Source organism: Spiroplasma endosymbiont of Crioceris asparagi (assembly GCF_964020035.1).
Taxonomy (GTDB): domain Bacteria; phylum Bacillota_I; class Bacilli_A; order Mycoplasmatales; family Mycoplasmataceae; genus TIUS-1.
Genome location: NZ_OZ026475.1, coordinates 108,169 through 133,887 on the forward strand (window position 1 = coordinate 108,169; position 25,719 = coordinate 133,887).

The 25,719-nt window shown below is 25.6% G+C and carries 22 protein-coding genes; 21 read left to right on the top strand and 1 reads right to left on the bottom strand.

The features are described from left to right. Window positions 1–70: 70 nt before the first annotated feature. The 20 genes from deoD to gatB all read left to right on the top strand — a co-directional run bounded on the left by deoD (window position 71) and on the right by gatB (window position 23,180). Window positions 71–778 carry a purine-nucleoside phosphorylase gene (gene deoD / locus AACL01_RS00485; protein WP_339022904.1) on the top strand — a complete coding sequence of 236 codons (708 nt, stop codon included), beginning with the start codon at window positions 71–73 and terminating at the stop codon, window positions 776–778. Then, the gene (tsaD, locus tag AACL01_RS00490) at window positions 778–1,719 is read left to right on the top strand and encodes a tRNA (adenosine(37)-N6)-threonylcarbamoyltransferase complex transferase subunit TsaD (protein ID WP_339022906.1); all 942 of its coding nucleotides are present in this window, start codon (window positions 778–780) and stop codon (window positions 1,717–1,719) included. The genes deoD and tsaD overlap by 1 nt, the downstream gene beginning before the upstream one ends. Window position 1,720: 1 nt before the next feature. Further along, the gene (locus AACL01_RS00495) at window positions 1,721–2,494 is read left to right on the top strand and encodes a hypothetical protein (protein WP_339022909.1); all 774 of its coding nucleotides are present in this window, start codon (window positions 1,721–1,723) and stop codon (window positions 2,492–2,494) included. Window positions 2,495–2,497: 3 nt separating this feature from the next. After that, a complete protein-coding gene (locus tag AACL01_RS00500; protein ID WP_339022911.1) occupies window positions 2,498–3,646 on the top strand; it encodes an alpha/beta hydrolase in 1,149 nt (382 codons plus the stop codon). Window positions 3,647–3,654: 8 nt separating this feature from the next. Further along, window positions 3,655–5,022 (top strand): asparagine--tRNA ligase, encoded by a 1,368-nt coding sequence (gene asnS, locus AACL01_RS00505; RefSeq protein WP_339022913.1) that lies wholly within the window; start codon window positions 3,655–3,657, stop codon window positions 5,020–5,022. A 36-nt stretch (window positions 5,023–5,058) separates the two neighbouring features. Beyond that, window positions 5,059–6,024 carry a glycosyltransferase family 2 protein gene (locus AACL01_RS00510; protein WP_339022914.1) on the top strand — a complete coding sequence of 322 codons (966 nt, stop codon included), beginning with the start codon at window positions 5,059–5,061 and terminating at the stop codon, window positions 6,022–6,024. A gap of 3 nt (window positions 6,025–6,027) precedes the next feature. Continuing rightward, complete coding sequence (locus AACL01_RS00515; protein ID WP_339022916.1) at window positions 6,028–6,702, top strand: RDD family protein; 675 nt, start codon at window positions 6,028–6,030, stop codon at window positions 6,700–6,702. Beyond that, a complete protein-coding gene (locus AACL01_RS00520; protein ID WP_339022918.1) occupies window positions 6,695–8,848 on the top strand; it encodes an ATP-dependent helicase in 2,154 nt (717 codons plus the stop codon). Before AACL01_RS00515 ends, AACL01_RS00520 begins: the two co-directional genes overlap by 8 nt. 40 nt (window positions 8,849–8,888) lie before the next feature. Beyond that, the gene (locus AACL01_RS00525) at window positions 8,889–9,152 is read left to right on the top strand and encodes an HPr family phosphocarrier protein (protein ID WP_339022920.1); all 264 of its coding nucleotides are present in this window, start codon (window positions 8,889–8,891) and stop codon (window positions 9,150–9,152) included. Window positions 9,153–9,251: 99 nt separating this feature from the next. Further along, a complete protein-coding gene (locus tag AACL01_RS00530; RefSeq protein WP_339022922.1) occupies window positions 9,252–10,172 on the top strand; it encodes a type I phosphomannose isomerase catalytic subunit in 921 nt (306 codons plus the stop codon). 89 nt (window positions 10,173–10,261) lie between these two features. After that, window positions 10,262–11,983 carry a phosphoenolpyruvate--protein phosphotransferase gene (gene ptsP / locus AACL01_RS00535; protein WP_339022924.1) on the top strand — a complete coding sequence of 574 codons (1,722 nt, stop codon included), beginning with the start codon at window positions 10,262–10,264 and terminating at the stop codon, window positions 11,981–11,983. A 25-nt stretch (window positions 11,984–12,008) separates the two neighbouring features. Further along, window positions 12,009–12,497: a PTS glucose transporter subunit IIA gene (locus AACL01_RS00540; protein WP_339022926.1), complete on the top strand. Its 489-nt coding sequence runs from the start codon at window positions 12,009–12,011 to the stop codon at window positions 12,495–12,497. 64 nt (window positions 12,498–12,561) lie between these two features. After that, window positions 12,562–13,527, top strand: a complete 966-nt coding sequence (locus tag AACL01_RS00545; protein WP_339022927.1) for a CPBP family intramembrane glutamic endopeptidase — start codon at window positions 12,562–12,564, stop codon at window positions 13,525–13,527. Next, window positions 13,527–14,414 (top strand): RluA family pseudouridine synthase, encoded by an 888-nt coding sequence (locus tag AACL01_RS00550; RefSeq protein WP_339022929.1) that lies wholly within the window; start codon window positions 13,527–13,529, stop codon window positions 14,412–14,414. Before AACL01_RS00545 ends, AACL01_RS00550 begins: the two co-directional genes overlap by 1 nt. Before the next feature lie 36 nt (window positions 14,415–14,450). Then, window positions 14,451–16,391, top strand: a complete 1,941-nt coding sequence (locus AACL01_RS00555) for a hypothetical protein (RefSeq protein WP_339022931.1) — start codon at window positions 14,451–14,453, stop codon at window positions 16,389–16,391. A gap of 24 nt (window positions 16,392–16,415) precedes the next feature. Continuing rightward, on the top strand, window positions 16,416–18,125 hold the full coding sequence (locus tag AACL01_RS00560) for a hypothetical protein (protein WP_339022933.1): 1,710 nt from the start codon (window positions 16,416–16,418) through the stop codon (window positions 18,123–18,125). Continuing rightward, on the top strand, window positions 18,076–20,082 hold the full coding sequence (ligA, locus tag AACL01_RS00565; protein ID WP_339022935.1) for an NAD-dependent DNA ligase LigA: 2,007 nt from the start codon (window positions 18,076–18,078) through the stop codon (window positions 20,080–20,082). Before AACL01_RS00560 ends, ligA begins: the two co-directional genes overlap by 50 nt. Beyond that, window positions 20,075–20,356 (top strand): Asp-tRNA(Asn)/Glu-tRNA(Gln) amidotransferase subunit GatC, encoded by a 282-nt coding sequence (locus AACL01_RS00570; RefSeq protein ID WP_339022936.1) that lies wholly within the window; start codon window positions 20,075–20,077, stop codon window positions 20,354–20,356. The genes ligA and AACL01_RS00570 overlap by 8 nt, the downstream gene beginning before the upstream one ends. Continuing rightward, the gene (locus AACL01_RS00575; RefSeq protein ID WP_339022937.1) at window positions 20,357–21,745 is read left to right on the top strand and encodes an amidase family protein; all 1,389 of its coding nucleotides are present in this window, start codon (window positions 20,357–20,359) and stop codon (window positions 21,743–21,745) included. Further along, window positions 21,738–23,180 (top strand): Asp-tRNA(Asn)/Glu-tRNA(Gln) amidotransferase subunit GatB, encoded by a 1,443-nt coding sequence (gene gatB, locus AACL01_RS00580; RefSeq protein WP_339022938.1) that lies wholly within the window; start codon window positions 21,738–21,740, stop codon window positions 23,178–23,180. Before AACL01_RS00575 ends, gatB begins: the two co-directional genes overlap by 8 nt. A 47-nt stretch (window positions 23,181–23,227) precedes the next feature. Here gatB and AACL01_RS00585 read toward each other — a convergent pair whose 3' ends face one another. Beyond that, window positions 23,228–23,914: a TrkA family potassium uptake protein gene (locus tag AACL01_RS00585; RefSeq protein WP_339022941.1), complete on the bottom strand. Its 687-nt coding sequence runs from the start codon at window positions 23,912–23,914 to the stop codon at window positions 23,228–23,230. Between the two features lie 130 nt (window positions 23,915–24,044). Between AACL01_RS00585 and AACL01_RS00590 the strand changes: the two genes are divergently transcribed. Continuing rightward, the gene (locus tag AACL01_RS00590) at window positions 24,045–25,715 is read left to right on the top strand and encodes a potassium transporter TrkG (RefSeq protein ID WP_339022942.1); all 1,671 of its coding nucleotides are present in this window, start codon (window positions 24,045–24,047) and stop codon (window positions 25,713–25,715) included. The last annotated feature ends 4 nt before the right edge of the window (window positions 25,716–25,719 follow it).

Sequence of the window (25,719 nt, forward strand, 5' to 3'; positions counted from 1 at the left end):
TTTTCTCCATATTTACATATATTATATATTTAAAATTGTAAAATATATTCATATAAGAAAGGGTAATAAAATGACACCACATATTAAAGCTGAAAAACACGAAATATCAAAAAAAGTTATTATGCCTGGAGATCCACTAAGGGCAAAATTTATCGCAGAAAAATTTTTAAAAAATATTAAACAAGTAAACACAATTAGAAATATGTTTTTCTATACAGGAGAATACAAGGGAGAACAAATAACTATTGCAAGTAGTGGAATGGGAATCCCAAGTATGGGAATTTATTCATATGAATTGTATAAATTTTATGATGTTGAAAAAATTATTAGAGTTGGAAGTTGCGGAACTTACACAAAAGATTTAAATTTATATGATATTTATAATATAAAACAATCTTTTACAGAAAGTGCGTATCCAATAACTGCTGGGGGTTTTGAAACTAGTACAACTGGGTCAACTGAAAATTTATTTAATGAAGTAGAAATAACAGCAAAAAAATTAGGTATTAAATTACATTCTGGTAATGCACATTGTTCAGAGGTATTTTATGGAAAAGATCCTAAATTTACTTTTGCTAAAACACATAATTTAGATGTTGTTGAAATGGAATCAACCGCTTTATTTGCAAATGCAAAAATATTAAATAAAGAAGCTGCATGTTTATTAACTATTTCTGATAGTTTAATTGAAAAAAATCAATCAACAACACCAGAAGAAAGAGAAAAAAATTTCATGCAAATGGTTGAAATTGCACTTGAAACACTTACTAAAAAATAATGAATATATTAGCAATTGAATCTAGTTGTGATGAATTTTCAGTAGCAATTTTGAAAAATGAAAAAATTGTTGCTAACATTATTTCATCACAAATAAAAGATCATAAAAAATTTGGTGGTGTTGTTCCCGAACTTGCATCCCGACTTCATGTGGAAAATTTTTATTGAGTTTTAGAAACCGCTTTGTTAGAATCAAAAACCAAAATTGAAGAATTAGATTGTATTGCATATACTGCAAAACCAGGATTAATTGGTAGTTTAATAGTTGGCAAAATTGTTGCTGAAACACTTGCAAATTATTTAAATATAAAATTATATCCACTTGATCACTTAGAAGGACATATATATAGTTCTTTAATTGAAACAAAAGTTCAATTTCCAGCACTTGCTTTAATTACAAGTGGTGGACACACAGAACTATATTTAATGAAAAAAGATTTAGATTTTTGCTTACTTGGTTCAACACAAGATGATGCTGTTGGTGAGTGTTATGATAAAGTAGCCCGTAAATTAAATTTGGAATATCCTGGCGGACCCAAAATTGATATGTTAAGTAAACAATCTAAAGAAGAAAAATATATGCTGCCAACACCAAAAGATAAAGAAAAGTATGATTTTTCTTTTTCGGGTATTAAAACTGCTTCAATTAATTTAATAAATAAATTAGGAGCTGAAATTGATACAAAAAGTTTTGCATTAACATTTCAAAAAACATGTATTAACTATATACTTAATAAAGTAAAACTAGCAATCAAAGAGTATCCTGAAATTAAATCGCTATTATTAGGTGGAGGAACATCAGCAAACTCACTTTTACGAGAAGAAATCAAAAAACTTGAAAATAAAAATTTAAAAGTTTATGTTCCTAAAATGGAATATTGCACCGATAACGCTGCAATGATTGCAAGGCTTTGTTTAAGCTATTTAAAGGAAGGTAATTAAAATGACATCATTTTTTGCAAGATTAGCCAAAATAAATTCAAATGAATTTACAAAAAAAGAACAGGTATTAATTGAATATATCAAACTTAATGCTGTTCAAATAGTTACTTTAAATATGAGAATCGAAAACCTTGCTCAAGAAACTAATACAGGTTTTAGTGCAATTTATGGAATAATAAAAAAGTTAAAATTAACTGGTTATAAAGAATTATTATCATGTTTAGAATATGATGTTGAGTCTGGAACTTCTGAAAAAACTATACTTAAAAATGAAGAAATCAAAAATATTTACATTAAAGCAATTAATGAAAATTTTAATTCTCTTAACAATAAAGAAACACTAGAAATTGTTCACTTAATTGAAAAAAGCAAAAAAGTTGTTGTTGTTATTTGAGAAAGAGAATTAGAAGATATTTCAAAGCAATTATGAAGATGTTTGTGAGAAAAAAATATAAGTGCTTTTTTAATTGATAAAGGTGATTGTGTTTTTGATCATATTATTAACAATGCAAATCATGATTGAACATTTATTTTTTATGCTCGTGATACATATAAATCTAATTCAATTAATTCAGTATTAGGGGAAATAAGCCGAAGAAATTCTAATATTATTTATTTAAGTGGAACCGATCCTAAAAAAAATATTGATAAATATATTACTTTAAAACACATAATTAGTTTGCCATCAGGGTTAAATTTAAAAATATCAGATTTAGCATTCTACTCTTTTTTTAATGATATTTTAATTTCACAAATTAGTAAAGCAAAAGGTTAGCATATGAAAAAAAACAAAAAAAACCTAATTAATACTACAAGAAATTCATTAAAGTTATTTTATGGTTCTTTAGAGAATTATTTTAGTGTTAGAGGTGTTCTTAAAAGGCAACTAGAAGAATTTAATGATGACAATGCAACATATAAACAAATTATTAAATTTAATAATATTATGTTGAAGTTTTATAAAAGAAAAGAATTAATCATTGAAGATATTGAAAATTTAAAAGATGTTGTTTTTGAAACTCAGGACGGGAAAAAATTAAAAGGTTTATTTTATATTCCAAACCGCGATTCAAATAAATGATTAATTGCTTGTCATTGATTTTCTGGTCACAAGTATTGAGCATTGTATCATGCAAAGGTTTTTGCAAAGATGGGATACAATATTTTTGTTTTTGATTTTAGGGGACATGGTGAATCTCAAGAAGCTACAAGCACATTGGGTTTAACAGAATCTTTTGATTTATTAGCAGCGATAAAATTTGTAAATGAAAAATATTCAGTTGATGAAATTGCATTAATGGGAACAAGCGTTGGTGCATTTATTGTCAACTTTGCTAGCATCAAATATAATCAATTTTTTTTAGAAAATAATGTTAAGCTAATTGTTTCAGATTCTGCTTTTACTAATATTGAAACTGTTTTAGCATTTTTTACTAAAAAACTTATTTGAGTTGTTCCTAAAACAAAAAGAAAAGAATTAGTGAACAAGTTTGTGGAATCACAAAATAAAATGTTAAAAAGTGAAGGTTATGAAAATCTAGATTTTTATGAAATGAATATTATGAAATTAATTACAAAACAAAAAGATTTAAAATTAATTCCAACATTATTTATTCATTCTAAAGATGATAAACAAACTCCGACTTCTGATACTTATGATCTCGCTATTGCAAGAAAAAAATTTGATTCTGAAATAAGGGATGAAATTTTAAACTTTAATCACGCAATGCACACACAAGCAATAAAAACACATTTTAAAATTTATAACAATAAAATAGCAGATTTTATTGTTGAAGAAGCTAAACATAATAAATCAAAAGAACTAGAAAATATAATTAAATTGTATAATAAACTTATTAGTGAATGAAAATTAGATGATTTAAATGTTGAAGATAAAAGAGACAAAAAATCACTTTCACTTTATTAGGGGGACAAATGTTAGTAAGAGAATTATTAAAAAACTTTCAAGAATTAGCGAATAAAGAAGTTGAATTTACTGGAAGAATTAGATCAAATAGACAAGGTAAAAATGTGTCTTTTTTAGTTTTAAATGATGGCTCTGTAATTGACGATGTCCAAGTTGTGTATAAAAATGAAACTAAAAATTTTGAACAACTTTCCAAACAAAGACTAGGAGCGGTGGTTTATATTCAAGGTAAATTAGTACCCACCCCTAATAGACCACAACCTTTTGAAATTCAAGCAAAAATTTCAGAAATAATAAGTGAATGTGCTGAAGAATATCCATTACAAAAAAAAGAACAATCTCTTGAATTTTTAAGAGAAATTCCGCAATTAAGACCAAGAACTAAAACTTTTCAAGCTGTATTTAAAATAAGATCTTTATTGTCTTTTGCAATCCATAAGTTTTTTAATGAAAAAGATTTTGTTTATGTAAATACTCCAATAATTACAGAAAATGATGCCGAAGGAGCGGGGGAAGCATTTGTTGTAACTACCAGAAATGATGGTAAATATGAAGATGATTTTTTTGGTAAAAAAGCAAACTTAACTGTTTCAGGTCAATTAAATGCTGAAGCATATGCTCAATCATTAAACTCAGTTTATACTTTTGGACCAACATTTAGAGCCGAAAATTCTAACACATCAAGACACGCAGCTGAGTTTTGAATGATTGAACCAGAAGTTGCTCTAAATTCTTTAAAAGAGAATATTGATTTAATTGAAGAGTTAATTAAATCTGTGCTTTCATATGTTCTAGAAAATGGTAGAAAAGAGCTTGAGGCTTGTCAAAACTTTTTTGATGATAAGTTAATTTCAAGATTAGAATCTGCCAAAGATTCAAAATTTAAAGTTTTAGATTATGCTGAAGCCATAAACATTTTAAAAGAAGCTGTTAAAAAAAATAAAAATGAGTTTGAAGAAAAAAATATTAAATTTGGTTTAGATTTAGGTTCAGAGCATGAAAAATATCTTTGTGAAAAACACTTTGGAAGTCCAGTTTTTTTAATTAATTATCCAAAGGAAATTAAAGCATTTTACATGAAATTAAATGATGACAAAAAAACTGTTGCAGCAGTCGATTTATTAGTTCCCGGAATTGGTGAATTAGTTGGTGGTAGTCAAAGAGAAGATAATTTTGACAAGTTAATCCTTCGTTCAAAAGAATTGGGTATTAATTTTGATGATCTAAGTTGATACTTTAACTTAAGAAAATTCGGTTATTACAAATCTTCAGGATTTGGACTTGGATTCGAAAGACTAGTGATGTATGTAACTGGAGCAACCAACATTAGGGATGTGATTTCTTTCCCAAGAACACCCAACAATTTATTATTTTAGTTTATAATATTTAGTATATATAGGAGACCTTAATATATGGTAGTAAGTTTTATATGTGTTACAAATCTAACAAAATATGATTTTAATAGAACAATTAATTCAATAAAAAAACAAACAAGCACAAACTATGAAGTGATTATTATAGTTGATTCTTTTGATGGTGCTCAAGAAGAAGTAAGTTTTAATAATGTAAGAAAACTTATGATTGAAAATGACAACATTAAAGTAATTCATGCTTTAAAACCACAAGGTAGATCTTCAAGTTGAAATGATTCAATTAAATTGGCCGAAGGACAATACATTAAATTTATAAATGATGGTGAAGAATTAGATCCTAATTTTGTAGAACGTGTTGAAAAAATTGTTGCCGAAAAAAATGCTCCTGATATAATTGAATATTCATTAGTAATGAATCTAAAAACACAACCGCTTCCAGTTGATGTTTTAGTTAAACCAAATAAAGTATTTGATTTAACAACTGATTTTAATCCCTTGGCATATACTGGAGAAATTGTTTTTAATAAATTATTTAAATTAGATATTATTAACGAATTTACATTTAGATTTAATAGAAAACAAAGATTTGATTTATTGTTTGTTTACAAAGTATTCTCAGAAGCTAAAACATACATTTGGGTTGAAAAAGGTTTAGCTTCTTCATACACAATTAGACCAGTTGATTATTCTGCTTTTGATACAATTAATCAATGAACACACATTTTTAATTATTTTAGAAGAGTTGGAAAATATAGAGAAGTCGAACACTATATTAAATATGCTTATTTTAGACTTTTAATTTTAAAATGATTAAGAACCCTAAAATGAGAAGGTAATAAAAATTTAATTAGAAAAGGTGTTGAATTTGCTAAAGTTAAATTTAGAAAAGAAAAACGTGAAAAATTTATCAAAGATAACATTATTCTTGCTAGAAAAAAAGATCTTGATTTTAATGATTGAGTTGAAAACTTTGAGTCAAACATTAAACAACAAATTTTAAAATAATTTATGAATAAAAAAAATTTCTTATTTAAAGATAATGAAAAATTTGAATATAAAACACCACACTGAGGAAGAATATTAGCAGCAAGATTTTTTGATGTGTTAATAATGCTTCCTTTCTTATTGATAATTTATTATTTTTCATGAAAAAATTTACCTGAAAAAAATATAGATATTATTTTAAGGGCAATGCTTGTTTTTCTTTCGCAAGTTTTACTAATTATTTATTTTTTTGTACTTATTCCATGAGTATTAAAAGGACGAACATTAAGCAAAGTAATTTTTAAATTATATTTGATTCAAGAAAACGTTTTTTATCCAACTTTTAAAAATCTCTTAATAAGAGAAAGTTATTTTTTAATAATCCCAGCATTTGTAGAATTTTTATGCAAAATAATTGGATTAGAATTAAATTTATTTTCTAAAGACCCGATTGTTTTTATAATTTATAACTTTGGTCAAATGTTGTCAAGTGCTTGATACATTGTTTTATTAATTTCAATTTGAGCACAACCAAATAAACTTTCTTGAATTGACATTAAATTAAAAAACAAAGTTTTACACGTTATTAAAATAGAGATAATGATTAAAGATTTTGATGATAAAGTGAAGATTGACGAAATGCCCTTTGTTGTAAGCAAAGAAAATTTAAAAGAAATTATGGAAGAAGAAAATGATTAAAGAACTATTAGCAAAACTTAATAATGATCAATTAGAAGCTGTCCTTGAAATTAAGAGGCCTTTAAGAATAGTAGCTGGAGCGGGTTCTGGTAAAACCAGAGTAATAGCAACAAAAATTGCTTATTTGATTGATGTTGAAAAAATTAATCCTAATAAAATTTTAGCTATAACTTTTACAAACAAAGCAGCAAAAGAAATGAAGAATAGAGTTTATGATTATTCGGGTTTTGAAACTAAAAATATATCAACTTTTCATTCTTTGTGTGTAAGGGTTTTAAGGGAAGAGTTTGCACATGCTAATTTAAAAAAAGATTTTTTAATTTTAGATTCATCTGATCAAGTTTCGATTGTAAAAGAATTAATAAAAACTAACAAAATTGATGATGTCAAAAAAGAAAGGGCTATTGTTTCCAAAATAAGCCATTGAAAAAATAATGGAACATCTCCAGAGTCAGCTGCCAAAGATAATTTTAAATACGCAGATATTCAGATTGTTAAAATTTATAAATTATACAATCAATATTTAAATGAAAATAACTATTTAGATTTTGATGATTTAATTATTAAAACTGAAAAATTATTTTCTAATAACAAAGACGTTGTACAAAAATGATCTGAAAGATATGATTATATTTTGGTTGATGAATTTCAAGATACTAGCTTAAACCAATATAACTTAGTTAAAATGCTAGTTAATAATAGAAATAATCTAACAGTTGTTGGTGATCCAGACCAAAACATTTATACATGAAGGGGTTCAAAAATTGAAATAATTTTAAATTTTGAAAAAAATTTTAAAAATGCAAAAACAATATTTTTAAATAAAAATTATCGTTCAACACAACCCATTTTAAACATTGCAAATGATTTAATTTCTAAAAATAAAAATAGAGAAGAAAAAAGTATTTTTTCTGATATAAAAGTCGGTGAAAAAGTTTTAGTAACGGGCGCTGCTAACAAAATGTTTGAGGCAAAATATGTTGCTAAAAAAATTGCCAAATATGTAAAAGATGGTAAATATAATTATTCTGATTTTTTCATTATCTATAGAATAAATGCATGATCACAAAATTTTGAAAATGAATTACAATATAACAAAATTCCATTTGATGTGTATGGTGGAATGGCATTTAGGGATAGAGCAGTTGTTAAAGATATGACAGCAATTCTTAAAGCTGTTGTATTTGGCGATAAAAACTCTTTTAAAAGAGTTTTTAGATTTATTCCAAGAGTTGGTGAAAAAACAGCTGAAAAAATTTTTTTAGCAGCGTCAATTGAAAACTTAAGCATTTTAGATATATTTTTACATCGTTTTGAAGTTGTTGAAACAATATCAAAAAATTTAAAATTTTTAAGAGATGCTTTTGTTGCAGCAACTAAGTCAATGGATGAAAATAAATCAATGGTGGAAATTGCTAAACAATTAATTACAGATCTTGAATATGCTAAAAAATTTGATCCGAAGGATGAAGAAGATGCAGATTCATTAAGATACATTAAATCATATTATGATTTAATTTCTAGCTTTCAAGAATATTCAAATGAATCAAATACCAAAGATATGTTTATTGAGTTTTTACAAAATGAAACCTTAAGTGATTCTTCTAGCAAAGAAGACACTAAAAATAAAGTTATACTTTCAACTATTCATGGTGTAAAAGGTCTTGAAGCAAAATGTGTTTTTGTTGTTGGAGTAAATAGAGGAATATTTCCACTATCAAAAATTTGAAGAGAAGAAGAATTAGAAGAAGAACGCAGAGCATTTTATGTTGCAATTACTCGTGCAAAAGAAGAACTTGAAATTACTTATGTTGATGGTGATTTCTCATATATCACTAATGAAAAATTACAACCCTCACAATTTATAAGTCAGATTGATAAAAACTTATATGTATCTCAAGAAAATCTAACATTTAATTCACCTAGTGAAGCAACATTTTTTAAACCACAAATGCAATCACCAATTCCTAAATTTCAAACAAATAAAAAAGAACCACCAAAAACTAATCAAAAAATAACACATATTAATTTTGGAGAAGGTGTTGTGATTGATATTGTCGGTAACTTTATTAAGGTTGCTTTTGCAGATTCAAAAATAGGAATAAAAATGGTGCCATTAAATTCAAATTCTTGAAAAATAGCATAACAAAATGATAAAATAATATAGAACACACATAGGGGGAATTATGACTTCATTAAAAGTAACAATCATCGATCCAGTTGGATTACACGCAAGACCAGCTTCTATACTAACAAAAGAAGCTTCAAAATTTTCTTCAGAAATAAAAATTAAATCTGGAGAAAAAGAAGGAAACTTGAAATCAATTATGAATATCATGGCTTTAGCAATCAAAACAAACACTGAGGTTACTATTATGGCAACAGGTAGTGATGAAAAAGAAGCTATCGTATCAATTGAAAAAGCAATGAAAGATAACTCACTAATTTAATTTTTGAGTTAAAAAAACGCTTCGGCGTTTTTTTGTTTAAACAATCTATCAAACAATATAAATATAAGATAAAATTATAAACAAAGGAAATTAATAATTATGGAGATTTTTAAAATAAAACCACATTTTTCTGAAAAGCTATGGGGATCAGATAAATTAAAAACAATGGGATTTAATATTGGTGATGCTAAAAATATTGGTGAAGCATGAGTTATATCTGCTCATGAAAATGGAATGGGGTATATTGAAAATGGGAGATTTAGAAACAAATCTTTAAAAGAAGTTTTTGACAACAACAAAGATTTATTTGGTAATTATCAAGGAGAATATCCCTTATTAGCAAAAATAATTACTGCTAAAGATTTTCTTTCAGTTCAAGTGCATCCCGATGATAAATACGCCTTAAAAAACCACAAACAACTTGGAAAGCCAGAGTCATGAATAATTTTAGATTGTCCCGACAGCGCACAATTAATTTATGGTCATAATGCACAAAACAAAAAAGATTTAGAATCAATGATCGATAACGGTGAATGAGATAAATTATTAAAAAAAGTTAATGTTGAAAAAGATGACTTTGTTTATGTTCAACCAGGAAAAATTCACGCAATAACACCGAATGTAGTTGTATATGAATTACAAAGATCAAGTGATGTTACATATAGATTATATGATTATGATCGTGTTGATAAAGATGGTCAAAAAAGAGCTCTAGATATTCAAAAATCTTTAGATGTTACATTGGTGCCAGATATTCAACCTGAAATAATTCAAGAAGCAAAAGAAAAAGTATTTAGCTCTGAAGTATTTTCTATTTATATCTTAGATTCAAAAATAACAACTAAATTTAGAATGTATGAAGAAGCAAGTTGATTACAATTTACTGTTATTGATGGTGAATTTGAAGTTTTAGAATTAGGATTTAAAAAAGGTGAATCAGGAATTATTTGCGATTTAGAAAAAGCGAAATTTAATTTTAAGGGTGAAGGTAAAGTAATAATTTCATGAATTAAAAAATAGCAACGCTATTTTTTTGTTATTTTAAATCCATTTTTTGTGTTTTCAAATAATAATTAAGTATAATTAATAAATATAAACGGAGGACAATTATGTCAAAAACATTTAAAGGTATTGGTTCTTCAGAGGGTATTGCAATAGCAAAAGCATATATTCTAAATGAACAACCTGTTGAAGATTTTATCAAAAATGATAAAATTTCTGATCCAGAAAAAGAGATTGAAAAAGTCAATAAAGCAATTGAAGAAACAAAAACAGATTTAAAAAAATTGCAAGTTATTGCATTAGAAAAATTAGGAAAAGAAAAAGCCGAAATTTTTGAAGCGCATTTGTCTATTTTAGAAGATCCAGCAATTATTGATGACATTAAACAATTAATTAAAAATGATAAATTAAATGTATCAAAAGCTATGTTTGATGTTTCAAAAAAATATATTGAAATGTTTGAAATGATGGAAGATGCTTATTTTAAAGAAAGAGCAGCTGATGTTAGAGACGTTTCAGAAAGAATGTTAAAACATTCACTAGGACTAAGAATCATTGATTTGGCAAATATTTCTGAAGAAGTAATTATAGTTGCTGAAGATTTAACTCCTTCACAAACTGCACAACTAAATCCCAAAATGGTTAAAGGGTTTTTATGTAACATGGGAGGAAGAACTTCACATGCAGCAATCATGGCAAGAAGTTTAGAAATTCCAGCCGTGCTTGGATTAAAAACTATTTTATCTGATGTTAAAGAAGGACAATTAATTGCTATCGATGGATTAACTGGTGATGTAGAAGTTGAACCAAAAGATAAAAAAACTTGATTAAAAAAACAAGAAGAATTTAATGTAACAAAAGAAGAACTAAAAAAATTCATTAATAAAGGAACTGTTACAAAAGATGGTTATGAAGATTTTGTATTAGAGTCAAATATTGGTAGTACAAATGACATTGAGAGTGTTTTAGAAAATGGCTCAGAAGGAATTGGATTGTTTAGATCAGAATTCTTATATATGAACAACACACACTTCCCAACAGAAGAAGAACAATTTACTGCATACAAAAAAGTTATTGAAAAAATGGCTGGTAAAATTACAATTATTCGTACATTAGATATTGGTGGAGATAAAAAATTATCATACTTCGAATTCCCACATGAAATGAATCCATTTTTAGGATATAGAGCTATTAGATTTACACTAGATAGAAAAGATATTTTTAAAACACAAATTAGAGCATTATTAAAAGCTTCAGCCTTTGGACCATTAGGAATTATGTTTCCTATGATTGCAACAGTTGATGAATTTAAACAAGCAAAAGAATTCACTTTAGAAACTAAAAAAGAATTAGAAAAAGAAGGAATTAAAGTTGGTAAGGATTTACAAATCGGAATGATGGTTGAAATTCCTGCCGCTGCTGTTAATGCAGATAAATTTGCTAAATACTCAGATTTTTTCTCAGTTGGAACAAATGACTTAATTCAATACTCAATGGCTGCTGATAGAATGAGTGAAAATGTTGCTTATCTATATCAACCATATAACCCTTCAATTTTAAAATTATTAAAATTAACAATTGATGGTGCACACAAGCACAAAAAATGAGTTGGAATGTGTGGAGAAATGGCTGGAGAACCTAATGCAATTCCATTGTTAATGGGATTGGGATTAGATGCATTTTCAATGTCAGCAACAAGTATTCCAAGAGCAAGAAGTATTATTTCAAAATTAACTTTAAAAGAAACACAAGAATTAGCTGAAAAAGCATTGGAATGTGAAACTACAAAAGAAGTATTAGACTTAGTAAAAAAAGTTATCAAATTATAGTAGAATAAATTAGAGGAGATATAAAATGGGTTTATTTTCAAAAAAACCAAAAATGGTTGAAATATTTGCACCAGTAGATGGTGAATTAATTGAACTTTCAAAAGTTAATGATGAAGTGTTCGCAGAAAAAATGTTAGGAGACGGATTAGCTGTTATTCCAGCAAATGGTGATTTCATTTCACCAGCAGATGGTGAATTAGTTACCGTTTTCCCTTCAGGACATGCATTTGGATTAAGAACATCTTTAGGTGCAGAAATTTTATTACATATTGGAATGGATACAGTTTCATTAAACGGAGACGGATTTGATGTTAAAGTTAGTCAAGGTCAAAAAGTTAAAAAAGGTGAACATTTAGTTAAAGTTGATTTAGAAAAAATTAAATCAAAAGATTTATCAATTCAAACACCAATTGTTTTTACCACAGAATCAATGGATGGTAAAAAAATGGAAATTATCAAAGGAACAGGAAATGTTAAAAAAGGCGATTTAATTGCTAAAATAATTTCAAAATAATTTATATTTTAAAAAAGAGTCGCAAGATTCTTTTTTTATTTTCACTTAAATATATAATTAAGTCATGAATAAATTTAAATTAGCTATTAAAAAAAGTAACGAAAAATATAATAATACTTTTAACTTAACCGACTTTCGAAGAGATGGACTTTTATTTATACTTTTTGTTTTAGTAATTCCAATGATAAGTTGCTTTTTATTATTTGCTGTGTTTAATAATTTTAAAGCTTTTTCAACAGATCAAAAAAATATTAGTTCCATTAACATAATGATTCAATTATTTTCACCACTAATAGGAATATATATTTTTTACATTAGACAAAAAGAAATTTTTTATAAAGAAGGATTTTTTATGTTTTTGTTTTATTCAATTATGCCAATTGTTTTATCGATTTGTTTAATGATGTTTGCAGCTGAAAAATCAAATGATAGCATTACTACTTCAAACTATAAAAATTCTGCCCAAATCCTTGGTCAAGCAATTTATGAATTTATTTTCATTCTTGTTGCTTTTAAACAAATAAAATCAATAAGAGAAATTTTTATTGAAACATTTAAAAAAAGTTGAAAACTTATTTTAATCACTACATTCTTTGGTGTTTTGCTAACATTATTTTCTACATTTATTGTTAATCTTATTCATAGTAGTCAATCAGTTAACCAAGAATCATTAACACGTGGATTAAAATCTGCAGCTTCACCTTCAAAAACATTATTAATTATTTCACTATTTCTTTTTACTGTTTTGGTTGCTCCATTATTTGAAGAAATAATATGTAGACATTTAATTAATATGTTTGTTTCTAATCAAACATGAGGTTTTATTTTTAGTGCATTATTTTTTGCGGCAATTCACATTATGCAATCTGGAGATTTTGAAAATATTTTAAGTTATCTTGCACCCGCAATTGTTTTAACAGCGTTCTTTTCTCTAAGTGGGGGAAATATCGCATATTCATGACCAATTCACTCAATATATAACATGGTTGTTTTAATTATTGAAATAACAAATCCCGGGGGTACAAAATAGTGGTTAAATACATTGCTAACAAAAATGATGAAGGTCAAACACTTTTTAAGTTTGTTAAAAAAACCCAAAAAGATACTAAATTATCAATTATTTATAAGTGATTTAGAATTGGTAATATTAAGGTTAATAATAAAAGAATTAAAAATAATAATTACATAATAAAAGAAAATGATGAAATTATTATTTATGACACATCAGCAAAAAAAGAATTAAGAGATAAGGTTGAAACAGTAGATTTTTCAACATTAAAAGTTATTTATGAAGATAAAAATATTTTAATTGCTGATAAAGATGCAAATGTAGAAATGCATTCTCAGTATAATATTTCACTTGATCAAATAATTAAATCTTATTTAATATCTAAAAATGATTATAAAATTGAAAATGAAAATAGTTTTGTAATTAGTCATATAAATAGAATTGATAAGTTAACCTCAGGTCTAGTTATTTATGCTAAAAATAAAGAAGCACAAGCTTATTTTTTACAAGCTATCAAAAATAAAAATCAAATTCAAAAGACTTATATTGCAAAAATTGAAGGTGTTTACCAAGGTCCATTAGTTGTAAAGGGATATTTAAAATATGATGAAGACAAAAAACAATCACTTTTTTCTTTAGAAGAAAAAAAAGATTATAAAAAATGCTCAATGGAAGTTAAGCAAATCTCGAAAGAAGTAATTGAAATAAAATTACACACCGGAAGAAAACACCAAATTAGAGCAGTTCTTGCTTATTATAAAAGTCCGATTGTTGGTGATTTCCGATATGGAGCAAAAAAAACATTCGATAAAAAAATTGATTTAATATCTAAAAAACTTGAATTTAATAACATGGAAAAATTTGAATACTTAAATAAACAAAGTTTTGAAAGCGATAGACATTTTTAATTAGCTAAAAATGATAAAATAAATAAAATGGAGTCAATGATGAATTTATCTAAAGCACAAGGTTTATATAATTTAATTTTATCTGTTCTATTTTCTATATTTACAGCCACAGTGCAACTTTTATTAATTTACTTTATTATGAATAATTATGGCACTAAATTTAATGGTTTCATAAGAATGCTTATGGCTTTTTCAACATTTATCATTACAGCCGAAAGTGCATTGGGAATAGCGACAATTATTTTGTTGGTTAAACCTATAAAAAATCATGATTGAATAACTTGTAATGAAATCTATTCTTCATCTAAACGAAATTATCGTAAGTCTGCAATAATACAACTAGCTGTGGGAATTATTATTTCTATTATTATTCCATTATTTATGAATGCAAATGGTCTTGACTCAATATTTGAATCAAAATCTTTTGGTAAAGGTATTGAAATAAAGGATAATGGATCAATATCTTATTTTGGAATGGCAGCACTTGCCTTAATATTTCTTTTTAAAAATTTTATTAACACTTGATTTTTTGCTGCAGAAGAAAATATTTTGGCAGCTGATGAAAAAAATTCAATTAGAAGATCAATAATAATTTTTTCTGAGATTACTATTTATTCAATTATTATATTGTTAATTTCTTTAGAAAAAATTTCTCCCTTAATTGTATTTAATTTTATTTTATTAACTGGTCCAATTAAATGCGTTTTATTATATTTTTTTGTTAAAAAAAGATACATATGATTGAAGTACAAAAAAAATGTTGTTAATTTAAGACTAAGCACAATGACTGCTCAAATTAATAAATCATCATATGGGACTTATTTATTAATATCAACTGATGTAATTGTTGTTTTCGTTTTATTTGGACTTAACATTTCATCAGCTTTTTCACTATATATGGTTATTGCGTTTAACATTCAACTAATTATGTTAAATTTTATTACGTCATTTAGAGAATATTTCACACACATCATTGCTCAAAAGGGAAGGGTGTATTGAGAAAGTTACTCTCGATATGAAATGTATACATATATGATTGCTGCATTTACATTCATTAATATGTCAATTTTGTCACCTTACTTTGTGTCTGCGATTTATTGAAAACAGTTTGAAGATTTATTTAATAATACTGATCCAACAAAAATACCATTTGGAGAAAAAGAATTAATTACGTACATTTTCAAAAAACCAATGTTTTCTACTCTTGTTGCTCTTTCTACCTCATTAATAATTTTATGCGAAACACAAAGTATTTTAATTTATGCTAAAGGACGTAATTCTGAAATTTCTAGATTTCAAAATTATTTAGGTGCGGCTTATATAGTAATTGTATTAATTATTGGATTTACTTCAAAACAAGCATTAAATAGATTAGATGTAAATAAAAATGATTTTATGATTAAGGCGATTGTCTTGATGTATGTTACAAAGTGCATTGCTTTATATATAAAACGTTTATATTTATGAATTTATTGTTATAAATATTTAACATATGACTCTTCTACAAAATTTGTTTTTCGAAATCTTTTAATTTTATTAATTCCAATTTCACTATCTATATTTATTAACTTTACAGTAATGAAAAATCATTATGACGTTGATTCATTTAAAAGCGCAAGGGAATTATTTGAATTAATGGTATTTTGTGGATTGACATCTATTGGAGTTATTTTAATTGTCACAGTATTGCTGTTGCCAAAATTATTTCTTTCTGTTATTGGTAAAATACCAATTGTTTCAAAAGTTGTTGATAATAAACTAGTAGAAAAAATTAATTCTTTAACTAGCAAGTTTGACGAAACAGAAATTTATATTAAAAATGATAAAAATTTAGAAGAAGTTTTAAAAGACACTAAAAAAGTAAATATAATGACTTCTAATGCAACTGTTGGTGGTAACACACTTGCTATTGATGGATTAAATTTAGATGAAGACAAAAATGTCGAACTAATTTATAAAATTCAGCCAGAAGAATAATTGATAATAAAATAGGAGGTAAATATGATGCCATTATTTAGTTTAGGTTTAATATTTGGGTTGTTATCTTGTGCATCATTTTATGCTTTTGGTTCAGCTATAACAAACATGTTTAAGATAAATATAAAAAATAATTTTGCCAACTTAGCAATTGGGGCATTTTTATATTTTTCATTAATTTTCATGTTCTTTATGCCAATATTGTTATTAAAAAACATCCCTTATTTTATTTTGATATATTATTTTTTAATATTAAATATTGCTTACTTATTAACTGTTTTAGTATTTATTAAGTTTTGATTTCAATCCATTAAAATATCTTGGGAAACATTTACATTAGCAATATTATTTTTACTTACAATACTATTTTTTTACTTAACAAAAGAAATAAAACTTTCTAATAATGTTAATAAAGAATTTCACAATATTATTAATGCTTTCAGAAAGAAAGATGACAAAATAATTAATTTTTTTATTCTTGCCAAAACTAAACATAATGTCAAAAATTTTCCAATATGATATATATTTTTGATGCTACCATTTTATTTTGAAAGAATTGTGCCTATTAATAATGAAAGTTTTAACTTAATTAACTATTTAGAGGGGTTTTCCTTAATTTTTAATGCATGTATATTATTTTCGATTTTTGCTATTGTTTATCCTTTATTAAAAATAAATTCATATAAATGATTTAATCTTTTATCCCTAGTAGTATTTTGGGTTGTTGCAATGTTATTTTTCGTTTTTGTTTTAGACATAAAACACCCACAATTTGTAAACAATAATTTAATGAAATATTATTTGGTTTTTTTAGTAACATTATTTATAGCGTATGTAAACGAAAATTATCGTATGAAGTCTATGCCATTATTGATTGGAATGGTTTTACCAGCTTATATAGTATTTAATTGAAATATAACATTTCAATTTCTGTTTTTATTTTACACAATGCTATTTATTATACAGATTCGTTACTTTAATATTTTTGTTAAAGATTTTACAAAAATGGCTTTATTTATTTTTTCTTCAGCATTGTTTTATTGTTTTAAACAAGAGCTATATTTTCAAGTAATAGCAGTCACAATTTTAATTGTAATTACTTTTATATTTATTGTTTGAATTAATACAAACTATCATAAAATAAATTTATTTGAAGTTTATGTTAATAGAAACATTTCTTTTTTCATTTTAATAGCTCCATTTATTTTAATAGTAATGGGGGGAATTTATTTTATTAAAAGAGACAATGATTTTAATAACATTAAATTTTTAGAAAATTTTTTATCTTATCATATGCTCTTTTTTATTAAAGAAGATCTAACATTAAAAACCAATTTAACTTTGGCTATATCGGGATTAGAAATTATTTTAGCAATCTGTTGATTTATTAAAAGGAAATCTATTAAAAACAATTATCTAACTTTTGCAATAGATTTATTATTAATTCAATTTATGACATTTTACAATTCTTTTTCATTTATTATAATATTTAAAAGTTTTAAAAATAATAATTTGTTTTATGAAGACATAATTTATAAAACGTCGCTATTTTATTTAATTTTTGCATTTTTATTATATTTACTAAAATATATTGAAAAAGTAATGTTAAAAAAATTTCCCGTAAGTGATGAAATAGAATTGATTTATATAAAATCAACAAAAGAAAAAATTGAGGATAGAGTTTATGACTGAAAAAATTGAACGCAAAATAAATCAATTAAAAGAAAAGCTTAATAAGTGAAATAATGATTATTATGTTTTAAATCAACCAAGTGTTGATGATTTAGAGTTTGATTCAACAATGAAAGAATTAATCGATCTTGAAACTCAGTACCCTCAATTTAAAACGCCTGATTCACCAACCCAAAAAGTTGGAGGTTCAGTTGAAAATATTTTTACAAAACATAAACATAAATATCAAATGTTAAGTTTAGCAAATGCTTTTAATTTTGATGATTTAGAAGCATTTGATACAAAAATAAAAAAAGAGCTAGAAGAAAAACCTTATAGTTATTTTGTCGAGCCCAAAATTGATGGTTTATCAATTTCACTAATTTATGAAAATGGCAAATTAGTTAAAGGTGTTACAAGGGGTGATGGTATAGTTGGTGAAGATGTTACAAACAATATTTTCACAATTAAGAGCATTCCCAAAACAATTAATAATAATGATAAATATTTTGAAGTTAGGGGAGAAGTTTATTTATCAAAAAAAGAGTTTGATAAAATTAATGCAAAAAAATTTGAAAATGGCGAAATGTTATTTGCAAATCCAAGAAATGCGGCTTCTGGTACATTGCGTCAATTAGATTCTGAAATTGTTAAAAAAAGAAATTTAGATATCTGAACATATTTTTTAATGAACAAAGAACATATAGAAACACATGAAGAATCTTTAAAGTTTTTAAATGATTTAGGCTTTCAAATAAACCCTTTATCTAAGCACTGTCAAAATATTAATAATGTTAAAGAACAAATTGGTTATTTAAATGAGATTAGAGACTCATTAGAATATGAAATTGATGGAATTGTTATAAAAGTAAATGAATTTGAATATTATGACATTTTAGGGAATACTTCTAAATTTCCCAAATGAGCAATAGCTTATAAATTTCCAGCAGAAATAAAAGAAACTAAACTATTGGATATTTTTCCAACAGTTGGAAGAACTGGGAGAATAACTTATAACGCAAAACTTAAACCGGTTAAATTGGCTGGTTCAAATGTAAAAGCGGCAACCTTACATAATTCATATTTTATAAGAGATAAAGATATTAGAATTGGTTCCACTGTTAAAATTAAAAAAGCGGGAGATATTATTCCCGAAGTGCTCGACTCAATTAAAGATACAAACTACGAATCACTTCCAATATGAACAGAATCAAATTTATGTCCATCGTGTCAAAATAAGTTGGAAAGATTTGAGGGTGAAGTTGATCAATATTGTGTAAATATTGAATGTCCACGAAAAATAATTAGATCACTAGAACACTTTGCAAGTAGAGATGCTATGAACATTGAAGGTTTAAGCATTAAGATTATCGAAAAATTATTTGCAAATAAATACATTGTTAAAATATCAGATATTTATAAATTAACTAATTTTAAAAATGAATTAATAATGCTTGATAAGTTTGGCGAAAAATCAGTTAATAATCTTTTGAAATCAGTCGAAAGATCAAAAACTAATTTATTTGAAAAATTAATTTTTGGATTAGGAATTCGTCACATTGGTAAAAAAACAGCCTATATTATTGCTAAAAATTTTAAAAATATTGACAACATCATAAATGCAAATTTTGAAGATTTATCAAAGATTAGGGATGTCGGACCAATTGTTGCAAAATCTATAAAAGATTGATTTGAAATTGACCAAAATATAAATTTAATAAATGATTTAAAAAGTTTAAATATTAATATGAACTTTAGTGGAACTGATGTTATTGAAAATAATAATATTACTTCAAAAAACTTTGTGATTACAGGAACACTTTCAAAACCAAGAAATCATTTTAAAGATTTATTGGCGAAATATGGGGCAAATATTTCTGAATCCGTATCTAAAAATACTGATTATGTTTTAGCTGGTGAAGAAGCTGGAAGTAAACTGGAAAAAGCTAAAAAATTAAATGTTAAAATATTAAGTGAAACTGAATTAGAAAAACTAATAAAAGAGGAAAACAATGACTAAAGAACAAATTAAGGAATTAGCTGAAGATCTTTTGATAGATTTAAGTGAAGATGAAATAAAGGATATTTTATTAACAGATGAAAATGTTGAAAAAAGATTTGAAAAAATAATTAATTATCAAGTTGCAGATGTTGAACCTTTAGATTTTCCTTTTGAAATAAATAACACTTTTTTGAGAGAAGATGATCAAATAGAAGCAATTGAAAAAGAAACAATTTTAAATTTAGCGCCAGAAAAGAATGCAGATTATATAATTGTTAAAAAGGTAATTTAAATGAACAAAACTATTAAAGATTATTTGAAAACAAATAATAAAAAAATTTTAACTGATAAAATTGTAGAATCTCAAAAACTAAAAGATTCTAATTTTTTTGTGTCATTAAATAAAGACTCTAATTTTAAAATGATTGATGGACCATTAACGGGGGTTCCATTTTTTGAAAAAGACAATATTTCAACTAAGGGAATTTTAACTACAGCAGGAACAAATATTTTAAAAAATTATATTCCGCCTTTTGATGCAACAGTTCACAAAGAATTAATTGATAATGGTGCAGTTTTAGTTGGAAAAGCAACATTGGATGAACTTGGAATGGGCGGAACTGGATTATTTGCAGCTAATGGAATTGTTCACAATTTCTATGATAAAAAAAGAATAATTGGTGGAAGTTCATCTGGAAGTGCATTTGCTGTTAGTTCTGGAATTGTGCCATTTGCTACAGGCACAGATACCGGAGATTCAATTAGAAAGCCAGCTTCTTATGCAGGGATTGTTGGATTCAAACCAACATATGGTTCAATTTCAAGATATGGTGTAATTCCATATGCCCCAAGTTTAGATACAGTTGGTTTATTTGCAAATAATGTTGAAGATGTTTCATATGTTTCTAAATTAATTTTTAAACAAGATTTAAATGATTTCACTTCAATTTCAAATGAATTAAAATTTGAAAATTTAGATTTTACCAAAAAAGCAAGCATTGCATATATTAAAGAAGTATATGATTGAATGCCTAATGATGTTAAAGAAAAATATAACTTATTGAATGAAAAATTAAAAGAAGTAGGACATAAAATTAATTTTATTAGTTTTGATACAGAGTTATTATTTCTAATACAAGAGTTGTATATGATTATTTCTTATTGTGAAGCATCTTCAACACATGCCAATTTAGATGGTATTAATTTTGGCGCAAGAATAAATGGCAAAGATTATCGTGAAATTATGTCAAAGTCTAGAGGAATGGGGTTTGGAAGAGTTGTTAAAAGAAGATTTGTAATTGGTAGTTATAATTTAAAAAAAGAAAATCAAGAAAAATTATTTTTAAAAGCTAAAAAAATTAGAAGAATTTTAAACGACAAAATTCAAAAGATTTATGCAAAAAACGATTTTTTAATTTTACCCCCAGCAGTTGATATTGCCCCTCTTATAAGCGATGTTCTAAATAAAGATATTGTTACTGTTGTTGATGAAAAACAAAACGCGCTAGATACAATTTTAGTGTTGGCAAATTTTAATGGTATGCCTTCAATCACATTGCCATTTTATAAAAAAAATAATTTACCAATAGGAATCAATATAAATGCCAACATCAGAGAAGATTCAGAATTATTAATATTTTCTCAATATCTAGAAAATATTTTGAAAGGATTTTATGAATAATTTAGAAATAATTATTGGTATTGAAAATCATGTTGAATTAAAGACAAAATCTAAAATGTTTTCAAAGTCTGCCGCAGAATTTAATGTTGCTCCGAACACAAGTGTTGATGAAAGAGTATTTGGATTACCAGGAGCTTTACCGAGTGTTAATAAAAAAGGTGTTGAATTAGCATTATTGGCATGTAATGGATTAAACATGGAAATTGATACACTGCTTAGATTTGATCGTAAAAATTACTTTTATCCTGATTTAGCGAAAGGCTTTCAAATAACACAAAACTTTTTTCCTATTGGTAAAAATGGCTATTTAGAAATTGAAGTAAATGGTAAAAACAAAAAAATTGATATTGAAAGATTGCACATTGAAGAAGACACAGCTAAACAAATTCACAAAGATGATAAAACATACTTAGATTACAATAGAAGTGGTGTCGGATTAGTTGAAATTGTTACAAGACCAGTTTTAAGAGGGGCAGATGAAGCTGTTGCTTATCTTGAAAAATTAAGAGAAACCCTTTTATATCTTGGAATTAGTGATGTAAAAATGAATGAAGGTTCATTGCGTTGTGATATAAATATTTCTTTAAGACCATATGGTGTTGATAAGTTTGGATCAAAAGTGGAAATCAAAAATTTAAATTCATTTAATAATGTTAAAAAAGCTATTGATTTTGAAATTAAAAGACAGACTGAAATGATTTTAAATAATGAAATTATTTCTCAAGAAACAAGAAGATTTGATGAAAAAACTCAAGAGACAATTTTAATGAGAAGTAAGGGTGATGCACTTGATTACAAATATTTTGCTGAACCAAATATATTTCCAATTCAACTTGATAAAAATTGAGTAAATAATGTTATTAAAAATTCGCCTGAATTACCTTCGGTCAAAAGAAATAAATATTTAAATAAATTTGGTTTAAATAAAAAAGAGATTGATTATATTTTGGCAGATTATGATTTTAATAATATTTTTGAATCATTGGTTCAAAACACTAAAACTGAACCAAAAAAAGTATTTAATTTATTATCATCTGATATTCAATCAATTTTAAATTTAAAAGGGATTAGTTTTAAGGAATCAAATTTTAATGTTGAAAACATTTCTAAAATTTTAAATCTTTTAAATGAAGAAAAAATTTCTTCTAAACATGTTAAAGTGATTTTACAAATTTTAAGTGAAAAAAAAGATACAGTAGAAAACATTATTGATAAAAATAATTTGAAACTGATAAGTGATGAAAAAAGTATTATTAATATTTTAGAGCCAATAATTTTAAAAAATACTGAGTTAATTAAAAATGAATTCAATAATAGACCAGAGCGTGTTTTGAAAACAATAATGGGATCATTAATGAAAGAAACGCAAGGTAATGTGTCACCATCAATTGCTCAAAAAATCATTGATATTAAAATCAAAGAAATTGTTAAATAAAATTAATAACAAATAATAAAAAAAATACGCACTGCGTATTTTTTTTATTATTCATTAATACCACTTATTTTTAAAACTAAATCATTAACAATGTTGTTTCTAGCGAAAATATATAAAAGATCTCTTTCTTTAATTATTGTATATTCATCAGGAATTAAAATTTTTCCTTCTCTTCGAATTTGCACAATTGTAAAGTCTTTATTTGTTACTAAATTATTTTCTGCTATTGATCTATCAAAGTGTGATTCTTCTTTAACTTCAACTTTAGTAAATACAAATTCATTATCAATTGGTTGAACATCAATATCAATATCAAATAACACTTTTGTTGCAACTAATTTTCCTGAAATTTTGTTTGGTACAATGATTTGTTCTTCTGTTAATCCTAAGGCAATCAGAATTCTTTCATGTTTGTTTTCAATTCCTTGAACAATAAAGTTAGAAACATTTAAGTCAATAATATTTAAAGTAACCATTATGTTTGCTTCAATATTTTTACTAATACATACAATGACACTGTCAAATTGGTCAATTCCATTTTTTTCTAAAACTTTTTTTAAAGTACAATCAGCAACAATTCCTTCAACTGATTCAAAGTCATCAATATGAGCATTTAATTTTTCTTCAGAAATATCAAACAATTTAACAATTTGCTTTTTCTTATCTAATTCTCTAGCGACAGACAATCCAAGTGGACTTGCCCCAATAACGGCAAAGGTTTTTTTTCTAGCCATACATATGCCTCCATTGACTTTAATTATAACAATTATTAATAAAATAGTATAATATTTAAAATAGTAAAAATACAAATATTAAATTTGTAATAACATATATTAATATTGAAAAATTCTGGGGAAATAATAAATGATTGATAAAGATTTTGATAAAACAAATTCTTATAGTAAAAAAGATTTTAGTGAAAACTCAACAATTCGTGAAGAGACTAAAGATTTAAAAAGCGAAAAGAAGTTGTATAAAAAGCGAAAATTAAAAGAGAATGTAAAGAAGTCTAAAAAATATAGAATACAAAAAACGTTTTTTAGTCGCTTAAAACAAGCTGTGCCATTTTCAAGAGTTATGGGTAAAATTATTATTCTTTATTTTATTGCGGTTGTTTTTGCTGGCTTCTTGTTAATGATTCCTGGAATAGTTGACACTACAAGGGGAAATAAAAAATTATCTTGAAATTTAATGTCAGGAATTTTTAATGCAGCGAGTGCGCTTTCTGATACTGGAATTACAACTTCTTTAATTCCTGCGTCGTATACATTTTGAGGTCATTTGATTATTTTAATTTTAATTCAATTGGGTGGAATCGGGGTTCTAACATTTAAAATTACATTTATGATTTTATTAAATAAAAAAGTGTCTATTAATGATCAAATAGTTGCCCAAACCGAAAGGGGTGGTATTGCGCTTGCAAACACTACCGAGATGATTAAGGATGCATTTATTTTTTTAGTATTTGTTGAACTTATCGGAGCGCTTTTGTTATTTTTTGGTTTTTACTTTATTCCTGTAGAAAATAGTAATGATTGAAATCCAAATCACAACTTTATAAGATCTTTTTGATATGGAATTTTCCACTCAATCAGTGCAACAAATAATGCAGGAATCGATATATTTTCTAATTCATCATTAAAAATTTATAATGAAAATAATTATGGTTATTTTATTCAAGTAATATTTTTATTTCAATGAGTTATTGGTGGATTAGGATATCCAACATATCACGATATTAAGAAAAAATGAAGAGCAAGAGCAACTGGCTCTGCTGCCCACTTTTCATTATTTACTAAATTAAACTTTATTGTTTATACAACATTATTTATTTTAGGACCGATTCTAGTGTTTGGGTGTGAACTAACTTTATCACACGAATCCAAAATTCTTTACAACCCCGATGGAACCAATAAGGTTTGATATAAATCTTTTATGGATATTGTAATCAATTCATCGGCTGCCAGAAACTCAGGATTTTCAACTATTGATGTTAATGATTTTTCATCCGGTTCTAAACTTGTTTTAATAAACTTAATGTTTATTGGTGCGGCGCCATCATCAACGGCTGGGGGGATTCGTACAACAACATTGGCAGTTTTATTACTATCTATTTGAAGTGCTGTACGTAATAAACAAACGGTTGATGCATTTGGTAAAAAAATTCCTAATGAAACAGTTAAAAAAGCAAACGCAGTTTTCTTTATGTCAATTTTCCTTGTAATGGTAGTGCTTTTCATAATTTATATTGATAGTTATGATGTTTTAAAAAATCAACATAAAAATGTGCTTAATGGATCAGATTCGGGAATATTTGTAAATTTATTATTAATAGTTGGTAGTGCCTTTGGTACCGTTGGGTTCTCTCCATATGATAATGAAACAATTACATCTCTTGGAACACTTTCAAAAATAACATTAATTTTAACAATGTTCATCGGACAATTAGGGATTTCAAATACTTTATTAGCATTTGTTAAACCTTCAAATAAACAAAATCACAGAAACCTTGAAGAAGATTTAATGATTGGATAAAAAA